The 15,666-nt window shown below is 40.6% G+C and carries 17 protein-coding genes and 1 pseudogene; 16 read left to right on the top strand and 2 right to left on the bottom strand.

Features of this window, described 5'->3' with window-relative positions; genetic code table 11:
- The first annotated feature begins 65 nt into the window (after positions 1-65).
- The 4 genes from AC503W_RS15965 to sfnG all read left to right on the top strand — a co-directional run bounded on the left by AC503W_RS15965 (position 66) and on the right by sfnG (position 4,099).
- Positions 66-416 carry a hypothetical protein gene (locus tag AC503W_RS15965; protein ID WP_427688138.1) on the top strand — a complete coding sequence of 117 codons (351 nt, stop codon included), beginning with the start codon at positions 66-68 and terminating at the stop codon, positions 414-416.
- A 31-nt stretch (positions 417-447) separates the two neighbouring features.
- On the top strand, positions 448-1,635 hold the full coding sequence (locus tag AC503W_RS15960) for an acyl-CoA dehydrogenase family protein (protein WP_427688139.1): 1,188 nt from the start codon (positions 448-450) through the stop codon (positions 1,633-1,635).
- A gap of 108 nt (positions 1,636-1,743) precedes the next feature.
- Positions 1,744-2,871, top strand: coding sequence for an FMNH2-dependent alkanesulfonate monooxygenase (gene ssuD, locus AC503W_RS15955; protein WP_427688141.1), 1,128 nt, complete (start codon positions 1,744-1,746; stop codon positions 2,869-2,871).
- A gap of 163 nt (positions 2,872-3,034) precedes the next feature.
- Positions 3,035-4,099, top strand: coding sequence for a dimethylsulfone monooxygenase SfnG (gene sfnG, locus AC503W_RS15950; protein WP_427688143.1), 1,065 nt, complete (start codon positions 3,035-3,037; stop codon positions 4,097-4,099).
- Between the two features lie 199 nt (positions 4,100-4,298).
- Here the strand turns inward: sfnG and AC503W_RS15945 are convergent, their stop codons facing one another.
- The gene (locus tag AC503W_RS15945) at positions 4,299-4,676 is read right to left on the bottom strand and encodes an FAS1-like dehydratase domain-containing protein (protein ID WP_427688145.1); all 378 of its coding nucleotides are present in this window, start codon (positions 4,674-4,676) and stop codon (positions 4,299-4,301) included.
- Positions 4,677-5,657: 981 nt separating this feature from the next.
- Here AC503W_RS15945 and AC503W_RS15940 point away from each other — a divergent pair.
- On the top strand, positions 5,658-6,332 hold the full coding sequence (locus AC503W_RS15940) for a nitroreductase (protein WP_402873635.1): 675 nt from the start codon (positions 5,658-5,660) through the stop codon (positions 6,330-6,332).
- Positions 6,333-6,436: 104 nt separating this feature from the next.
- On the opposite strand, the gene AC503W_RS15935 is transcribed toward AC503W_RS15940, so the two are convergent.
- Complete coding sequence (locus AC503W_RS15935; protein ID WP_427688147.1) at positions 6,437-7,327, bottom strand: LysR family transcriptional regulator; 891 nt, start codon at positions 7,325-7,327, stop codon at positions 6,437-6,439.
- 135 nt (positions 7,328-7,462) lie between these two features.
- Between AC503W_RS15935 and AC503W_RS15930 the strand changes: the two genes are divergently transcribed.
- The 11 genes and pseudogenes from AC503W_RS15930 to AC503W_RS15880 all read left to right on the top strand — a co-directional run bounded on the left by AC503W_RS15930 (position 7,463) and on the right by AC503W_RS15880 (position 15,463).
- Positions 7,463-8,164 carry a CoA transferase subunit A gene (locus tag AC503W_RS15930; protein ID WP_402986869.1) on the top strand — a complete coding sequence of 234 codons (702 nt, stop codon included), beginning with the start codon at positions 7,463-7,465 and terminating at the stop codon, positions 8,162-8,164.
- Between the two features lie 27 nt (positions 8,165-8,191).
- Positions 8,192-8,845 carry a 3-oxoacid CoA-transferase subunit B gene (locus AC503W_RS15925; protein WP_427688149.1) on the top strand — a complete coding sequence of 218 codons (654 nt, stop codon included), beginning with the start codon at positions 8,192-8,194 and terminating at the stop codon, positions 8,843-8,845.
- A gap of 233 nt (positions 8,846-9,078) precedes the next feature.
- Positions 9,079-10,062, top strand: coding sequence for a ring-cleaving dioxygenase (locus tag AC503W_RS15920; protein WP_494914891.1), 984 nt, complete (start codon positions 9,079-9,081; stop codon positions 10,060-10,062).
- Between the two features lie 137 nt (positions 10,063-10,199).
- Positions 10,200-11,144, top strand: coding sequence for a ring-cleaving dioxygenase (locus AC503W_RS15915; protein WP_494914889.1), 945 nt, complete (start codon positions 10,200-10,202; stop codon positions 11,142-11,144).
- Positions 11,145-11,166: 22 nt separating this feature from the next.
- Complete coding sequence (locus AC503W_RS15910) at positions 11,167-11,772, top strand: alpha/beta hydrolase (protein ID WP_427688154.1); 606 nt, start codon at positions 11,167-11,169, stop codon at positions 11,770-11,772.
- Positions 11,773-12,117: 345 nt separating this feature from the next.
- Complete coding sequence (locus AC503W_RS15905) at positions 12,118-12,315, top strand: T7SS effector LXG polymorphic toxin (RefSeq protein WP_427688156.1); 198 nt, start codon at positions 12,118-12,120, stop codon at positions 12,313-12,315.
- On the top strand, positions 12,312-12,671 hold the full coding sequence (locus AC503W_RS15900) for a T7SS effector LXG polymorphic toxin (protein WP_494917373.1): 360 nt from the start codon (positions 12,312-12,314) through the stop codon (positions 12,669-12,671). The genes AC503W_RS15905 and AC503W_RS15900 overlap by 4 nt, the downstream gene beginning before the upstream one ends.
- Positions 12,672-12,711: 40 nt before the next feature.
- Positions 12,712-13,347 (top strand): hypothetical protein, encoded by a 636-nt coding sequence (locus AC503W_RS15895; protein ID WP_494914887.1) that lies wholly within the window; start codon positions 12,712-12,714, stop codon positions 13,345-13,347.
- A 299-nt stretch (positions 13,348-13,646) separates the two neighbouring features.
- A complete protein-coding gene (locus AC503W_RS15890; RefSeq protein ID WP_494914885.1) occupies positions 13,647-13,826 on the top strand; it encodes a DUF2247 family protein in 180 nt (59 codons plus the stop codon).
- Between the two features lie 801 nt (positions 13,827-14,627).
- Positions 14,628-14,858: pseudogene (locus tag AC503W_RS15885) on the top strand (HNH/ENDO VII family nuclease); the annotation flags it as partial.
- A 29-nt stretch (positions 14,859-14,887) separates the two neighbouring features.
- On the top strand, positions 14,888-15,463 hold the full coding sequence (locus AC503W_RS15880; RefSeq protein WP_494914883.1) for a suppressor of fused domain protein: 576 nt from the start codon (positions 14,888-14,890) through the stop codon (positions 15,461-15,463).
- Positions 15,464-15,666 lie beyond the last annotated feature (203 nt).

Below are 15,666 nucleotides of genomic sequence, written 5' to 3'. Positions count from 1 at the left end.
GGCTAGGCGCCTCCTCCTACTCGATTTGAACGTTTTAAACCAACAAGGATTAAGGAGCATTCAGTATGATTGATGAAAAAGTAAGCATATTCGAACTTTCTAAACATCCCATCCAAAAGGGGAATCTGGAAAAAAGCGAGTATCTTAATTTACCGGATATAGAGTTTTTTCTTTTGTGTCAGCAGCAATATAGGGTGAATAAAGGGGTGTATAACACGATTGATAAATGGTTTTACCAGGATGGAATCGTTAATATTATTCACCGTCGAATCTATCTTTTGGCCTTTTTGGACTTTGTCACAGAAGAGAATGCGAAAGAAAACCACCATAAATATATAAGATTCGGGAATGGCGGATTAACTAAAAAGCTCAACGAATTTATGAAGGAAACGGAAACCAATAAATATATGATTTAAACACGGTCCATTTGAAGGAGGATCCTCATTCATGAATATAGCTGAAAAAGGAACAGAACTGGATTTTCTTGAAATAGCCCAGTCGTTAGCAAATGAATTCGCAAAAACTGCCGTACAACGGGATAAACAAGGTGGAACGGCAAAAGTGGAACGTGATCTACTTCGCAAAAGTGGATTGCTCTCTCTTAATGTTCCCAAGCATTTAGGGGGACATGGCGAGAATTGGGAAACTATTTTTCGAATTACCCGTGAACTGGCTAAAGTCGATGGTTCGTTGGCTCATTTGTTCGGTTACCACTTTTTGTGCTTGGCGTCGGTTCATTTATACGGATCTAAACAGCAGAAGGAAAGGCTTTATAGAGAAACAGCCGAACATGATTGGTTCTGGGGCAATGCCTTTAACCCACGTGACCAAGGGTTGGTAGTAAAGCAAGAAGGGAATTCATTGCGATTGAACGGGAAGAAATCCTTTTGTTCCGGTGCCACGGACTCGGACCGACTGCTTATCTCAGCCAAAAGTCCGGAACATGACCAGCCTGTCATTGCCGTTATTCCGACTAAGCGAAGCGGTATAGTTGTCGGAGGCGATTGGGATAGCTTCGGTCAACGCCAAACAGACAGCGGAACCGTTATGTTCCATGATGTGCTTCTAGAAGAAGAGGAAGTGCTGAATTCTTACGAACAACATCAGGATGGCTTCTTTCCCACTTTACGAACACATATTGCCCAGACGATTTTAGTGAATGTTCTCCTTGGTGTGACGGAAGGAGCGTTTGAAGAAGCCAAAACGTACACCCGAAGCATTTCTCGCCCTTGGTTGACTTCCGGTGTGGAGCAAGCGAACCTTGACCCCTATACCATTCGTCATTATGGGGATTTCTTCGTACAGATAAAAGCTTCTGAAGCATTGGCTCAAAATGCGGTAGTGGCATTACAAGAAGCATGGGACAATGAGTGGGCACTAACGGAACAAGAGCGAGGTGAATGTGGGATCATGATTGCAACCGCCAAAGCTTCCGTTGCAAAAACGGCATTGGAGGTCACTAGTCGCATGTTTGAAGTTATGGGAGCAAGGGCCACTTCAGCACAGTATGGACTTGACCGATTTTGGCGTAATGTAAGGACACATACCTTGCATGATCCGATTGAATACAAAATTCGGGATCTAGGAAACTGGGCTCTGAATGGCCAGGTACCTGAGATTACCCCCTATTCTTAAAAATTTACGTACCATCCCTTTTTAAATAAATTACTGAATTTTCTACCAATGAGAAACAGTTAGACCAGCTAAATAAAACTTGATTTGAGAGAAAGAGGTTAGTAATAAATGGAAATCTTTTGGTTTATCCCTACAAATGGTGACTTTCGTCAATTAAATAATAGTGAAGGCGCTCGTCCTGCCACGTATAACTATTGTAAGCAAATTGCAGAAGCGGTCGATGATCTAGGCTATACAGGGGTGTTAATTCCAACAGGAAAAACGTGCGAAGAAGGATTCATTGTCGCGTCTACACTTGTCCCTGTAACAAAAAATCTAAAATATCTGGTAGCCGTACGCCCAGGTTTAATGTCACCAAGCTTTGCCGCACGTATGTCTGCCACATTAGATCGATTTTCTGAAGGTCGGTTGTTAATTAATGTGGTAGCCGGGGGCGATCCTGTAGAAATGGCAGGAGAAGGTGTCTTTTTAGATCATGATGAACGGTATGAGCTAACAGATGAGTTTTTAACCATTTGGCGACAATTACTTGCAGAAGAAGAAGAGGTAGGCTTCAAAGGTGACCATTTACGAATTGAAGGGGGACAATTACCATACCCTACGGTGCAAAAACCATATCCGCCCCTTTACTTTGGAGGATCTTCACCCGTTGCCATGGACGTGGCGGCAGAACATGTTGATGTCTATTTAACTTGGGGAGAGCCACCAGCCCAAGTGGAGAAAAAAATCACTAAAATGCGTGAGCTTGCAGCTAAGCAAGGAAGAACATTGAAATTCGGGATAAGACTCCATGTGATCGTTCGTCCAACAGAAGAGGAAGCATGGGAAGCAGCGAATAAGCTCATTGAACACGTGGATGACGAGACCATTGCACAAGCACAAAATGTATTTAAGCGGATGGATTCAGAAGGTCAGCGTTTAATGACGAGCCTACATGAAGGCGACCGTGACCGGTTGGAAGTAAGCCCTAATCTATGGGCAGGAGTGGGATTGGTGCGAACAGGTGCCGGCACGGCTCTTGTAGGAGATCCGGATACGGTAGCGGCGCGTATCAAGGAATATGCTGATTTGGGCATCGAAACCTTTATTTTATCTGGCTACCCACATTTAGAAGAAGCCTATACCGTATCGGAATTATTATTCCCTAGATTGCCAATTGAAAAGAAGGATTCTTCTAATCAAAAAACATTCCTAAGTCCATTCGGCGGTGACATCAAGCCGGCTGCTGTTAAATAACTAGCTTTATAGACGGATGCATTCTTCTTCATTTGATGTACTTACTAGGTTCATAACACACTTTTTAATAGTGCCCACTGGACGACCAGAGGCCCGTATCGATTCCTTTTCTTTGGGATTTTGATAGGGGCCTTTTGATTTCCGAATAAAAGGAGGAAAAAGGATGAGTTTACAATTTGCTTATTGGGCTCCGAATGTTAGCGGGGGCTTAGTCGTTTCTCAGATCCCACAACAGACAGGTTGGTCTTTTGAAGATAATAAACGGTACGCTCAAATTGCTGAAGAAATTGGTTTTGATTATGTGCTATTGCAAACAAGGTTTTTCGCAAGCTACGGGGCTGAGAACCAATTAGAAGCAGCTACCCTCGCTTCCGCCCTTGCCGCTGTGACGAACAAATTGAACATCATTACGGCTGTGTTGCCTGGTCTATGGCACCCAGGTGTGATGGCGAAAATCATCTCGACGATTGACCATATTAGTAACGGGCGTGCGTCTGTCAATATCGTCAGCGGCTGGTTTAAAGGGGAATTCCATGGCTACGGAGAACCATGGTTGGATCATGACGAACGGTATCGTCGTTCTGAAGAATTTATCGAGGTTCTTAAGGAAATGTGGACACAAGAAAAGTCTAATTATCGAGGCGACTTTTACCGATTGAACGACACACCCTTGAAACCAAAGCCTATTAACCCCCCGAAAATCTTTCAAGGAGGAAATTCTCGAGCTGCCAAAGAAATGGCCGGACGCGTATCGGATGTCTATTTCATGAATGGCGGGACCCTTGAAAAAATAAAGGAACAAATTGAGGAAGTAAAGGCGCTAAGGAAGGCGAATGGTGAAGGCGACATCCAGTTTGGCGTGAATGGTTTCGTCATTGTCCGCGATACAGAAGAAGAGGCAAAACAAGTGTTGCGGGATATTGTCGAAAATGCGGATCGAGAAGCGGTGGAAGGGTTTAAAAAATCAGTCAAAACCGCAGGGGCCTCTTCTCCTGATGGAAAAGGAATGTGGGCTGATTCCACCTTTGAAGACATTGTCCAATATAATGACGGATTTAAGACAGGACTCATCGGAACGGCTGAACAAGTCGCGGACCGGATTATGGAACTGAAAAAAATCGGTGTGGATATCGTGCTGACAGGATTTCTTCACTATGAAGAAGACTTGAGAGCGTTCGGTGAAAAGGTCATTCCAATGGTCAGAGAAAAAGAATTGGTATTTGCTTGAGAATAGCTAGACTATTCTGCTCTTCAAAATTAAGTCGAGTGGTCGAATTAGTGGCTGGGCGTGGTTGAATAATCAGCTTGCATGGTTGAATTAAACCGATTCGTGGTCGAATTAATTGGTACATAATGAATCCATTTCGATTAATCGAAATGGATTCATTTTATTTACCATTTTACTAAGCCCCTAGTTTAAGAAAGATTCAAAGGATGATACCTGAAAAAGCTCCTTTTAACACTTCTTTTTCATGTTGATTCTTACATGAGAACAAGGCCATAAGGGCTGTTCGATTATTTTCTTGCCTTTCATATTGATCGATTTGAACTTCACACATTATTGTATCCCCCGTAAATACAGGTCGTATAAACTCAAAATTCATGGTGCGAGCCAGTACGTTATGGTCCCCACCTACTTTTGTTGGTAAGGTAGCCGTCAATAACCCTTGAATGACAAGCCTCCCCTGTTCATCTGGGGTTATGTGATGATTCCCTTCATCCCCCGAAATCTCCGTGAATAATTCAACATCCCTCACTGTAAACGTCCGTTCAAACGTAATGATATCTCCTGCTTTTAAAGACATATAAATCTCCCCCGGAAAGTTTTTTTGATAGAATATCTCTTTTTGAACTTCCTTTCTTGTTAGATCGCTAAGGAATATATTCGGGATGAAAAATACAAATCCTTCTTCCACTGCCTTGCCGTTCATGACCAGTACGATGAAGGTAGTAAGGAAGGAGGTATCAGCTTACTAAACGAGTTCTGTAGCGAAATACCATGTTATAATTAACTAAAAAGGTGATGTATTTTGAAAGTACTAATTATTTCTGTGTATTTAATACCTACTCTTATCGCACTCTTTTTTGCTGGACCTTTTTCTCCATTAGTAGGACTTGCAATCGGATTTCCTGTCCATATTCTAATAGTACTTTCAAACATATCCAGAACTCTTGATGAAATAGCCAAGAAGCTTTATGAATAAAAGGAAACTGTCTAATAGGTCTTACGGGGAATAGCTTCAAATCAAGGCTGTTAATGAGCAGTCTTCTTTTTGTTTAGGAAGAGAAGGTTAAGAGTTTAATTGAATGGGAAGGAAGGAAAAAGGTGAAGGGCAAACCGACTTTTTATTACTTTTTAATCATGTTGTTTCTTTTAAATACTGATGCTAAATATACGGATACACATATTTTTTCATTAATGATTTTAACAATATCCATATTAATTATTTTAATGAATAGACTGAGAGCATCGGAAAAAGAAGACTTTAAATTTAGACATCTAATAATAGGTATGGTATGTGCACATGGAATCTATTATTTAGAAGAATTCATAAGGAATTAGTAGAGGATATACAAGTATTAAGATAAACATTTTTACTAATTGTATAATAGGAAACCTAGTACATATGTATCTATCCATTTCTTAATAGAAAGAATGGACTTTAAGCGATAGCCCATCAAACAGGATGTTTGAGAATAAATGAATTCTCATTTAGTATGAATATACAGTGTTCTCTTGTAATAATTAACGGCTTTGGAAGTTCATACTAAAGGAGAGGTGTTTGTTGGATAATCATTCTTTTCAAGAAGTTATACGCAGTCGAAGATCTATACGTCAATTTCTTTCTACACCTGTTGAAGAAGAAGTTCTTCGTGAAATTCTAGAGGATGCTCAAGCTACCCCATCGAATTGCAATACTCAGCCTTGGGATGTTCATATCGTTTCAGGTGCAAAGAAAGAGGAATTGAAGAAGGCCCTCTTAAATACGAGCGAACAAGGGCAAGCCACGCCCGATTTTACATTTGATTTACATCACTATTATGGACGTTATGCTGAACGACAAATAGAACAGGCCCAAACATTCTATGGGGAATTGCAGATAGCTAGGGAGGATCACGAAGCCCGTCAAAAGGAAGTCATGCGAAATCTATCATTCTTCGATGCACCGCATGTTGCGTTCCTATTCATGCCTTCATTTGGAGATAATGTGCGTGTCGCTTCTGATATTGGCATGTATGCTCAGTCGTTCCTTTTATCACTGACTGCACGCGGGATAGGAAGTGTTCCTCAGACAATCTTGGGCTTTCACGCTGATACGGTACGCCAAGTACTTGGCATTTCCGATGACATGAAGTTATTGTTTGGCATTTCCTTTGGTTATCCTGATCAAGAAGCAAAGGTAAATAGTTTTCGTGTGGGACGTGACCCCATCGAATCCAATGTAACCTTGCATAACTAGACTAACGAGAAAGGGCGTAATCAACGATTAAGTGGATTACGCCCTTTTTATAGTGAGTAGGAAATTAATCGTTTCTTGAAGAAGGAGAACTTAGCTCCCTTTCCCTACATAACCCCATCCTTTTTCATCTCCAACACCTTCAATAACTCTTTCACTGCAAACGAGTGATAGGAGCCTTTTTTTGTAATGATTCCGAGTTTCCATAGGAGTGTGGCGTTTTCAATCGGGATGATTTTAACATCACTGTTCGTTTGTTTTTCATATATCAATTTGGGTAATAGCGCAATGCCCAGCTTGGATGAGACCAGTTCGACGATTAAATCCCACTGTGAACTTTGGTACGAGATGATGGGACTGAAGCCATTTTCTTCGCATGCTTGTATCACATAGTCGTGCAAAGTGAAGTCCTTCGTAAATAAGATGAACTTTTCTTCTTTTAGTTCGGTCAAGGAGACGGATGATTGATGTGCGAGCGGATGGTCGTCGTGGACAAATAAAACGAATTCATCCTGAATGAACGGGTAGATGTCGAATTTTGCCTCATTCGCTGGCATGACCACGAGCCCAAGATCAATCCGTCCATCTTCGACAAGCTGACCAATCAACTTGGCGCCAAGTTCAACTAATTCAATTGAGACATTCGGATGTTGTTGGTGAAAACGACGGGCAATCTCCGGAAAAAAAAGGGTGCCAATCAAAGGAGGCATCCCGATTTTAATTTCCCCTGTCGCAATGTCTTTGAGGTCACCTAAAAGGATATCCAATTCTGACAAGGCCTGTAGCGCTTTTTGACCTTGCTGATAGACGATCCGTCCAGCATCGGTCAAGCGGAGGTGCCTTGTAGATCGATCGAACAGTTCAACATGAAGCTCCTGTTCAAGCTTTTTGATGGCTTTGCTAAGTGAGGGTTGTGACAAGTAGGAATGGGCGGCAGCTTTTGTAAAACTGTTATGGTTCGCAACCTCGATAAAAGATTGTAAGTCTCGTAGTTCCATGCGTTTTATCTCCTATTTATTCTTTATTTTCATACAATATATTCTATTTATGTATTTTACTTATAGGAGATATAAATGTAAACTTTAAACAATAATACTATTCAGAATATTTATGATACTAAAGGGGGCGAACATATGAAAAAAGGAAAAGTGATGCATTCATTTTTGGAAGCGGTTTCAGATATTAAGGACGGTTCCACTATAATCGTTGGCGGTTTTGGGTTGTCAGGCATCCCGGAGTATGCCATACAGGCGCTAAAGGAACAAGGTACCAAAGATTTGACGGTTGTCAGTAACAATTGTGGCGTCGATGACTGGGGTCTGGGCCTGTTGCTTCAGAATAAGCAGATAAAAAAGATGGTGTCATCTTACGTGGGGGAAAATAAAATATTTGAACAGCAATACTTGAGTAAGGAACTCGAAGTCGAATTAACGCCTCAAGGTACACTGGCGGAGCGAATCCGGGCTGGTGGGGCAGGAATCCCTGGTTTTTATACAGCGACGGGCGTCGGTACACCTATAGAAGAAGGAAAGGAAACGAAGGTGTTCGACGGCAAGAAGTATCTATTGGAAAGAGGAATTGTTGGGGACTTTGCCCTTGTAAAAGCGTGGAAAGCCGATACGCTTGGGAATCTTGTATACCGTAAGACAGCAAGGAATTTTAATCCACTTGCGGCGATGGCCGGGAAAATCACGATTGCGGAGGTAGAAGAAATCGTCGAACCAGGTGAATTGGATCCCGATGAAATTCATACACCAGGCATTTATGTACAGCGGATCTTGCTTGGATCCAATTATCAAAAACGAATCGAACGACGGACGGTTGCACAAGGATAAAATTTAAAGGGAATGGGGTGTCTGATGATGAAGGATACACGTATGGTCATCGTAAAAAGGGCGGTTGTGGAAATTGAAGACGGCATGAATGTCAATCTGGGCATTGGGATGCCGACACTTATTGCCAATGAGATCCCGGATGATTTCAATGTTTTACTTCAATCAGAGAATGGCTTGCTTGGCATTGGTCCATATCCACGGGAAGAGGAGATAGATCCGGATTTGATCAATGCAGGAAAAGAAACGGTCACGGCCGTTCCGGGATCGGCCTTTTTTGACAGCGCAGAATCGTTCGCCATGATTCGTGGCGGCCATATCGATCTTGCCATCCTTGGGGGAATGGAAGTATCTGAAACAGGGGATTTGGCCAACTGGATGATTCCCGGGAAAATGGTGAAAGGGATGGGCGGTGCGATGGACCTCGTTAATGGGGCCAAGCGGGTGGTCGTGATTATGGAACATGTGAACAAACATGGAGAATCGAAAATCAAAAAAACATGTTCGCTGCCATTGACTGGTCAAAAAGTTGTGCATCGTTTAATCACCGATCTAGCCGTGTTTGATTTTACCCCTGAAGGAATGGTTCTAATTGAGACGCAAGGAGATGTTTCCATAGAAGAAGTGAAAGAAAAGACGGAAGCCCAATTTTCTGTAGCACCTGAATGTTTAGCTAACAACTAAAAGTGTGGACTTGTGTTCAATCCTAATTTTCTCTTTGCCCGTTAAAGGGGAATTAGGATTGTGTGTAAGGCAAGAATTATTTGCAGAAGATATAGATATGTGATATTATTATCTCGAATTAAATATATTTCAATTAAGAACAATGGGTCGATAGATCTCATTTATTTTTTATATAATATCTCGAATTCGAGATAATTTGAAACAGGAAGCACAATGAAAAGGGGAGAAAGTTGATGAATCACATTAAAGGAATTCACCATGTAACAGCTATAACAAGCAGTGCAGAAAAAAATTATGAGTTTTTCACATTCGTATTGGGCATGCGTTTGGTCAAGAAGACGGTAAACCAAGATGATATTCAAACCTATCACTTATTCTTTGCGGATGACAAAGGAAGTGCCGGGACGGACATGACATTCTTCGATTTTCCAGGCATTCCAAAAGGAACGCATGGTACGAATGAGATTTTCAAAACGGGATTCCGAGTACCGACAGATGCCGCTCTCGAATATTGGGTCAAACGTTTTGACAAGCTACAAGTGAAACATACAGGCATTCAAGATCTTTTCGGGAAAAAGTCTTTATCATTCGTTGATTTCGACGATCAACACTATCAATTAGTCTCAGACGAGTTGAATGAGGGCGTGGCTTCAGGTACACCATGGCAAAAGGGCCCGATTCCACTTGAATTTGCGATTACAGGATTGGGACCGATTCATGTCCGGGTTGACCAATTTGACTATTTTAAAGAAGTGCTGGAGAAAGTCATGGCATTCCGTGAAATTGCCAAAGAAGGTTCCTTTCATTTATTTGAAGTTGGTGAAGGCGGGAATGGGGCACAAGTCATCGTCGAACATAATACGGTCTTGCCACGTGGACGCCAAGGCTTCGGTACGGTGCACCATGCAGCCTTCCGCGTGGAAGATACAAGTGTATTGAAGGAATGGATCGACCGTATGGAAAGTTTCGGATTCAGTACTTCCGGCTATGTGGACCGTTTCTTCTTTGAATCGCTTTATGCACGCGTCGCACCTGGCATCCTGTTTGAATGGGCAACAGACGGTCCAGGATTCATGGGCGATGAGCCATATGAAACGGTGGGTGAAATTCTTTCATTGCCGCCATTTTTAGAACCAAAACGGGAACAAATCGAGAAGATGGTCCGCCCAATCGATACGGTTCGCAGTACGATGAAGATTGAGAAAGAATACTTGTAAGCAGTTCCGTTCACACCATGTGCACGGAGTACGTGTACATGGTGTGTTTTAAAAAAGAAGAATGTTGAGCAAATGGGTTAAATCAATTTGTTTGAACTATGTGCTCAGCATTCATCTAAAATAGGGAGGAAACGAAGATGAAAAAACAGACGGCAGGGATTCACCATATCAGTGCCATTGTCGGCCATCCGCAGGAAAACATCGATTTTTATTCAGGTGTACTGGGTTTACGCTTGGTGAAGCAAACGGTGAACTTCGATGACCCTGGCACATATCATTTATACTTCGGTGACGAAGGGGGAAATCCGGGGACCATCATTACCTTTTTCCCTTGGCCAAACGCTCGTCAGGGGCGGATTGGCGATGGACAAGTGGGTGTGACATCATATGTCGTGCCAACAGGAGCACTTGATTTTTGGGAAAAACGGTTACGGAAATATGATGTGGAGTTTGAAAAAGTGAAGCGCTTCGGTGAAACGTATTTACAATTTGACGATCCGCATGGCCTTCACCTTGAACTTGTCGCTCGTGGGGCGGGTGAAGAGAATGCTTGGGCAGTGGACGATGTGACAAGGGAAGTGGCGATAATAGGATTTGGAGGCGCCACCCTTTATTCAAGCGCACCAGATGAAACGGCCGCTACATTAACGGATGTGTTAGGTCTGGAAATGATGGGTGTAGAAGGCGATTACACACGGTTCAGAGCTCTAGCTGACATCGGCAATATCATCGATTTAAAAATGGTCACAGGCGTTCGGGGCACAATAGGTGCCGGTACGGTGCACCATATCGCATGGCGTGCGAACGACAAAGCCGACCACTTGGAGTGGCAAGAGTATGCAATGAATCATGGACATCACGTGACCGAAGTGAAGGATCGTAACTACTTCGATGCGATTTATTTCCGTGAATCAGGAAAGATCTTATTCGAAATCGCGACAGACCCACCAGGATTTGCGATTGACGAAAGTGTGGAAACGATGGGGATGAAACTTATGTTGCCGCCCCAATTCGAGCAGCAACGTGAGCATCTCGTTCAATCATTGATTCCCATTCAAGTACCATCCAATAAAGTGAGATAACTAAGCAAGGGGAGAATATAGAATGAAACATATCTTTAAACCAGGAACGAATCCGAATAAACCAGTCTTATTGCTTTTACATGGAACGGGCGGGAATGAAAATGATTTGCTTCCGCTAGCTGACATCGTCGATCCAGAAGCTTCTGTCCTTAGTGTAAGAGGGAATGTATCGGAGAATGGGATGCCCCGATTCTTTAGACGTTTGGCGGAGGGGATATTTGACGAAGAGGATTTGATTTTCCGTACGAATGAACTGAATAGCTTCCTGGATGAAGCGGCAAGTACCTATGCTTTTGATCGTCAAAATATCATCGCAATCGGGTATTCAAATGGTGCGAACATCGTAGCGAGCCTCTTATTCCACTTTACGGATGCCTTGAAGGGTGCGATTTTACATCATCCAATGGTGCCAAGACGTGGAATCGCTTTACCTGATTTAACAGGTACGAACGTGTTCATAGCAGCCGGAGTCAATGACCCAATTTGTCCACAGCAAGAATCCATCGACCTTAAAGAATTATTAGAAGCGGCCCATGCCTCGGTTGATGTACAATGGGAGAACCATGGACATCAATTAACGATGAATGAAGTGAATGCCGCGAAACAGTGGTATCAAGAAAAATACTAATCAAGAATCAATCCAGAAATCCACCTACAATTTGTATGGCGGATTTTTTTTGTTATCAAATCATTTTGGCCCATTCATTACCCTCTATTACTATCTGAAATTATATGCGGAGAGGGTATAAAGTCTTAGTGGTATTCGTGGATAGATGAGGATTATATCCTGGTCAATCGGGTAATTAGCATATTTATCCCTATTTATCTCCCTGACTATCTTCCTTATAATTATATAATATGAAAAATATACCAATAATAATGAGGTGTTTCTTTTGGATATAGGACAGGAGAAAGCTCAGATTTATTTTTTGCAAAGCACCGTCCCCCTTTCCCTACAGAGGGATGAGCCATTATGACGATTTTTGAAGCAAAGCCATTGAAGTCGGCAGTCAAGTCACGGGCCAAGCAATATGAAGACCTATTGGGGCAAGTAGAGACACTGAAAAAGGAATTTCAGGGAATCGTCGATTTGGATGAAGAGCTGGCCGGAGCCGGGGCGACGGCCATCAAGAACTTTTATCGAGCACAAGTCATCGTTGCCGATGCCTGAACGAACTATTCACGACACAAATCAGCTTTTTAAAAGGCATTCCGGCGATTTTGGAAGATGCAAACTTATCCGGTGAAACCGTGGTCGAGGTGCCGTTTTTAGAGGGGGAAGTGACCCACGGTCTCTCCAACGCCAAATCGATGGTGAACCAGCAGTCCACCGATCTCCAAAAGATATTCCAGAACATTGATGATATCCTCTCACTACAGGTGTTCGACCAAGAGGATTTCCATGAGAAAATGGAAAAGGCGGAAAAAGAAAAGAACGATACCATCAACAAAGTCCAGGAAGTAGATAATAAATTAGTAGAAGAATACCAAGTGAGCGAAGCCCAGGAAAGTATAATATTCAAGTGATAAAAAGTGAAGATTAAAATGGAAGGAGACCAGTAGGGGCATGAGCAAAATTCAAAAGAGCAAAGAGACAGAAAAACTCATAATGACAAATATAAAGCAAGAAGCAAAAAAACAAAATTTCAAGGTGATATCTAATTGTATGTATAAGGTTGTGGGTGAATATTTTGCTAATGCTGTATTCTGGGTTCAATCCAATGAAGATCAGTGGACTTTATTTCTCAGAATGAATATTAAAGCCTACAACTATGATAATCTGTTTTGGGATATCTTTGAGATGCCTGAAAATATACATGCAAGAGAAAGCTTGAGAGCAAATGGTGCATATGTATGTCCACCAATTCAATGGAATGAGAAATCATATGAAGTTAGCACATTTGACTTGATGCATATAGATATTGCAAATGCAATTAAGGATTTTCAGAAAGAGATAAATAATTTAATTGAAACTATTAAATTACAGCACGGTGATTTTCATTCCTTTATATTATCTCAGGAAAATATATTAGATGAGAAATTATTAAAAATGATAGCTAATATATCTAAAAATGATTATTCCGTTGCACAGCAGATGGCTTTTACAGAGATTGAAAACTGCCATCGAGGGGGATATAAGAATAAAGGAAAAGATATTTACGAATATATAATTGAATACTGTAATGAACATATGCAAAATTGAAAAAACCAGCATTCTAGCCGATATAAATTTATCTGCCCTGAATGCTGGTTTTCTATTTTCTCACCGTATTTTTTTACTAAGAGTTATGAGCTAAAAAGTAATTTAATAATTAGAGTGATCAATACGCTTGTACGAGTTTGTAATGTAATTAAGGAAGGAAATTGAAAGTACTATATTTTATGATAGCTAATATTTTGGTTTACTTTCACAGAGAGAGTAACAACTGTTAAAGGCCAAGCCGGAATATTTGAGTGGGTTATTGATCTTAATAAAGGAGTTACACATGGAAGGTTGCTGAAGTGTATGCCGACTTTGATTATCCAAAAGACATGGAGAGCTTTATTCATTATCTGGCTCCTAAAGACGGATTTAATCCTTCTCAATACTCGAAAGAAGAGAATGAAGTTAGATTAATTAACTTATTTAATGTCTTTCTAAACCAAGAAAAACAATACTTAAAAAATGATATTGCCTCTTAGGCACTTGACCTTGATTAGCAAAGTGGCTAGTTAAGGTTTTTTAGATGGGAAGATCATCCTTTAGGTTCGTATAAAATGACAAAGATAAAGTGGTTGGCTATACTAAACACGAACAATGACACTCATAAAAAAGTGCCTCGTTGTTCGGTTTTTTCTATATCAAAAAAATCTTTGAAAATCCAATTTTTGTATAATAAGAATGATAGTTTTTTGCAATTTATAAACAACTTAACGGACTCTAGAGTTATATTAGTAAGAGATTCGACACAAGAGGTAGGGTTGAAAATATTAACTAGTTTTCCGATGATCAAATAAAGGTTGTGATGACTTTGAATGATGAATTAAAACTTGAAACCTTTAAGTATTTTCTTGAATGCTATTTCAACGCAAGTGTTAACTATGAAGAGTTAACTGACCAAATAAAACACTTTAATTCGTTCGAAAATACTAAGTATCACCAAAAACTTAGAGATGAGCTAAACTTAATAGAGCAACTAAACAACTGGGAACATGTACAGGAATTCGTTAAAAGATATGGCATGAGGAAAATGAATGAAGAGAGACTAAAATGGTTGATTCACAGTATTTCTGAATATTTAGTAAAAAAATAATATAAGTTATTTAAGTTTTGTATACAGTATATTGAACTGTGCTCCATTTTAGGCCAGTAAAAAAACTGCCTATACGATTGAACTATATCCCGGATAACGAACACGAATAAAAAAGTGCCTCGTCTTTGAACTGCATCTCCAGTTGTTAGACTCAATCTAACAACTGTAGGTGCAGTTTTTCGTATGACAAGTTAGAGACCCACTTAATGATACAATTATGAATAAAGATGAACCTTGGGATATGGGACACAAACCAGGTTATGAATTTAGAAAACACCAACAAAGTGCAATGGAAAGGCGTATCACAAGGAAAGAGTTTTTGGATGAACATAATAACCCAGACCATTATCGTCCAGAATTACCATCCACAAATAGGAGTCATAAGGGAGAAGATTTAACAGATGATTATTTTGGAGATTAAAAATCGGTTATCATTTTGGGAGGTTTACTATGACAGTTACGAAAGAGAATAAAATCATAGCAAGAACAGCTTTAGAAGCATTTGGAGGAAAGCCTAGTGTATCTAAGTATTGGGATGAGAATAATGTTAGCGATGTGGATATATTAGATGCTATAGATAGACCTTATGATGGTATTACCGCATATTCTACTATTGGTTTATCTGATTATTCAATTGGGTACTCAGTAGATGAAAAGCCATTGAGGATAGAAATTGTTGGGGCCAGTGCTACAATATATGAATTTTTCCCTAATATATTATCCACATGTGCCTTCAATATCATTAATGCAAAGTTACCTATTTCTCATGGAGAAATATTCAAAGCGGTCATAAAGATGTACTATCCAGATAGTGAAATGGAACATGTGCTATTTACGTCACCTTTTATCTGGGATAAACTTAAGACCCTAGATTTCCTAGATAAAAAAGTTACATGGTTACTGGCAGTACCGGTATCGACAAAAGAGTTCTTATTCGCTGAGAAAGAAGGATCAGAAGCTCTTGAAACTTTGTTAGAGAACGAAGACATAGATATATTCAATCTAGGAAGAAATTCTATATTATAAGTATAATTCGAACCTTGATAAGCTAATGCTTTTCAAGGTTTCTTTTCTTTATTATGAGAGGGCAACACTTGCCGCCCTTATTTAAAGTGACAATTCTGGAAGAGTATCACTTCCTTATGTAACTTCAACCAAAGCGCCTTTCAAGCGAGTCAAGCTTATCAAGTGAAGGATGAAGGATGATTTATCATTGGAAAAAAAACGGG

The sequence above is a fragment of the Peribacillus suis genome (genome assembly GCF_059384845.1).
The sequence above is the reverse complement of the archived record's forward strand: the minus strand, read 5'-3'. Positions and strand labels throughout refer to the sequence as shown.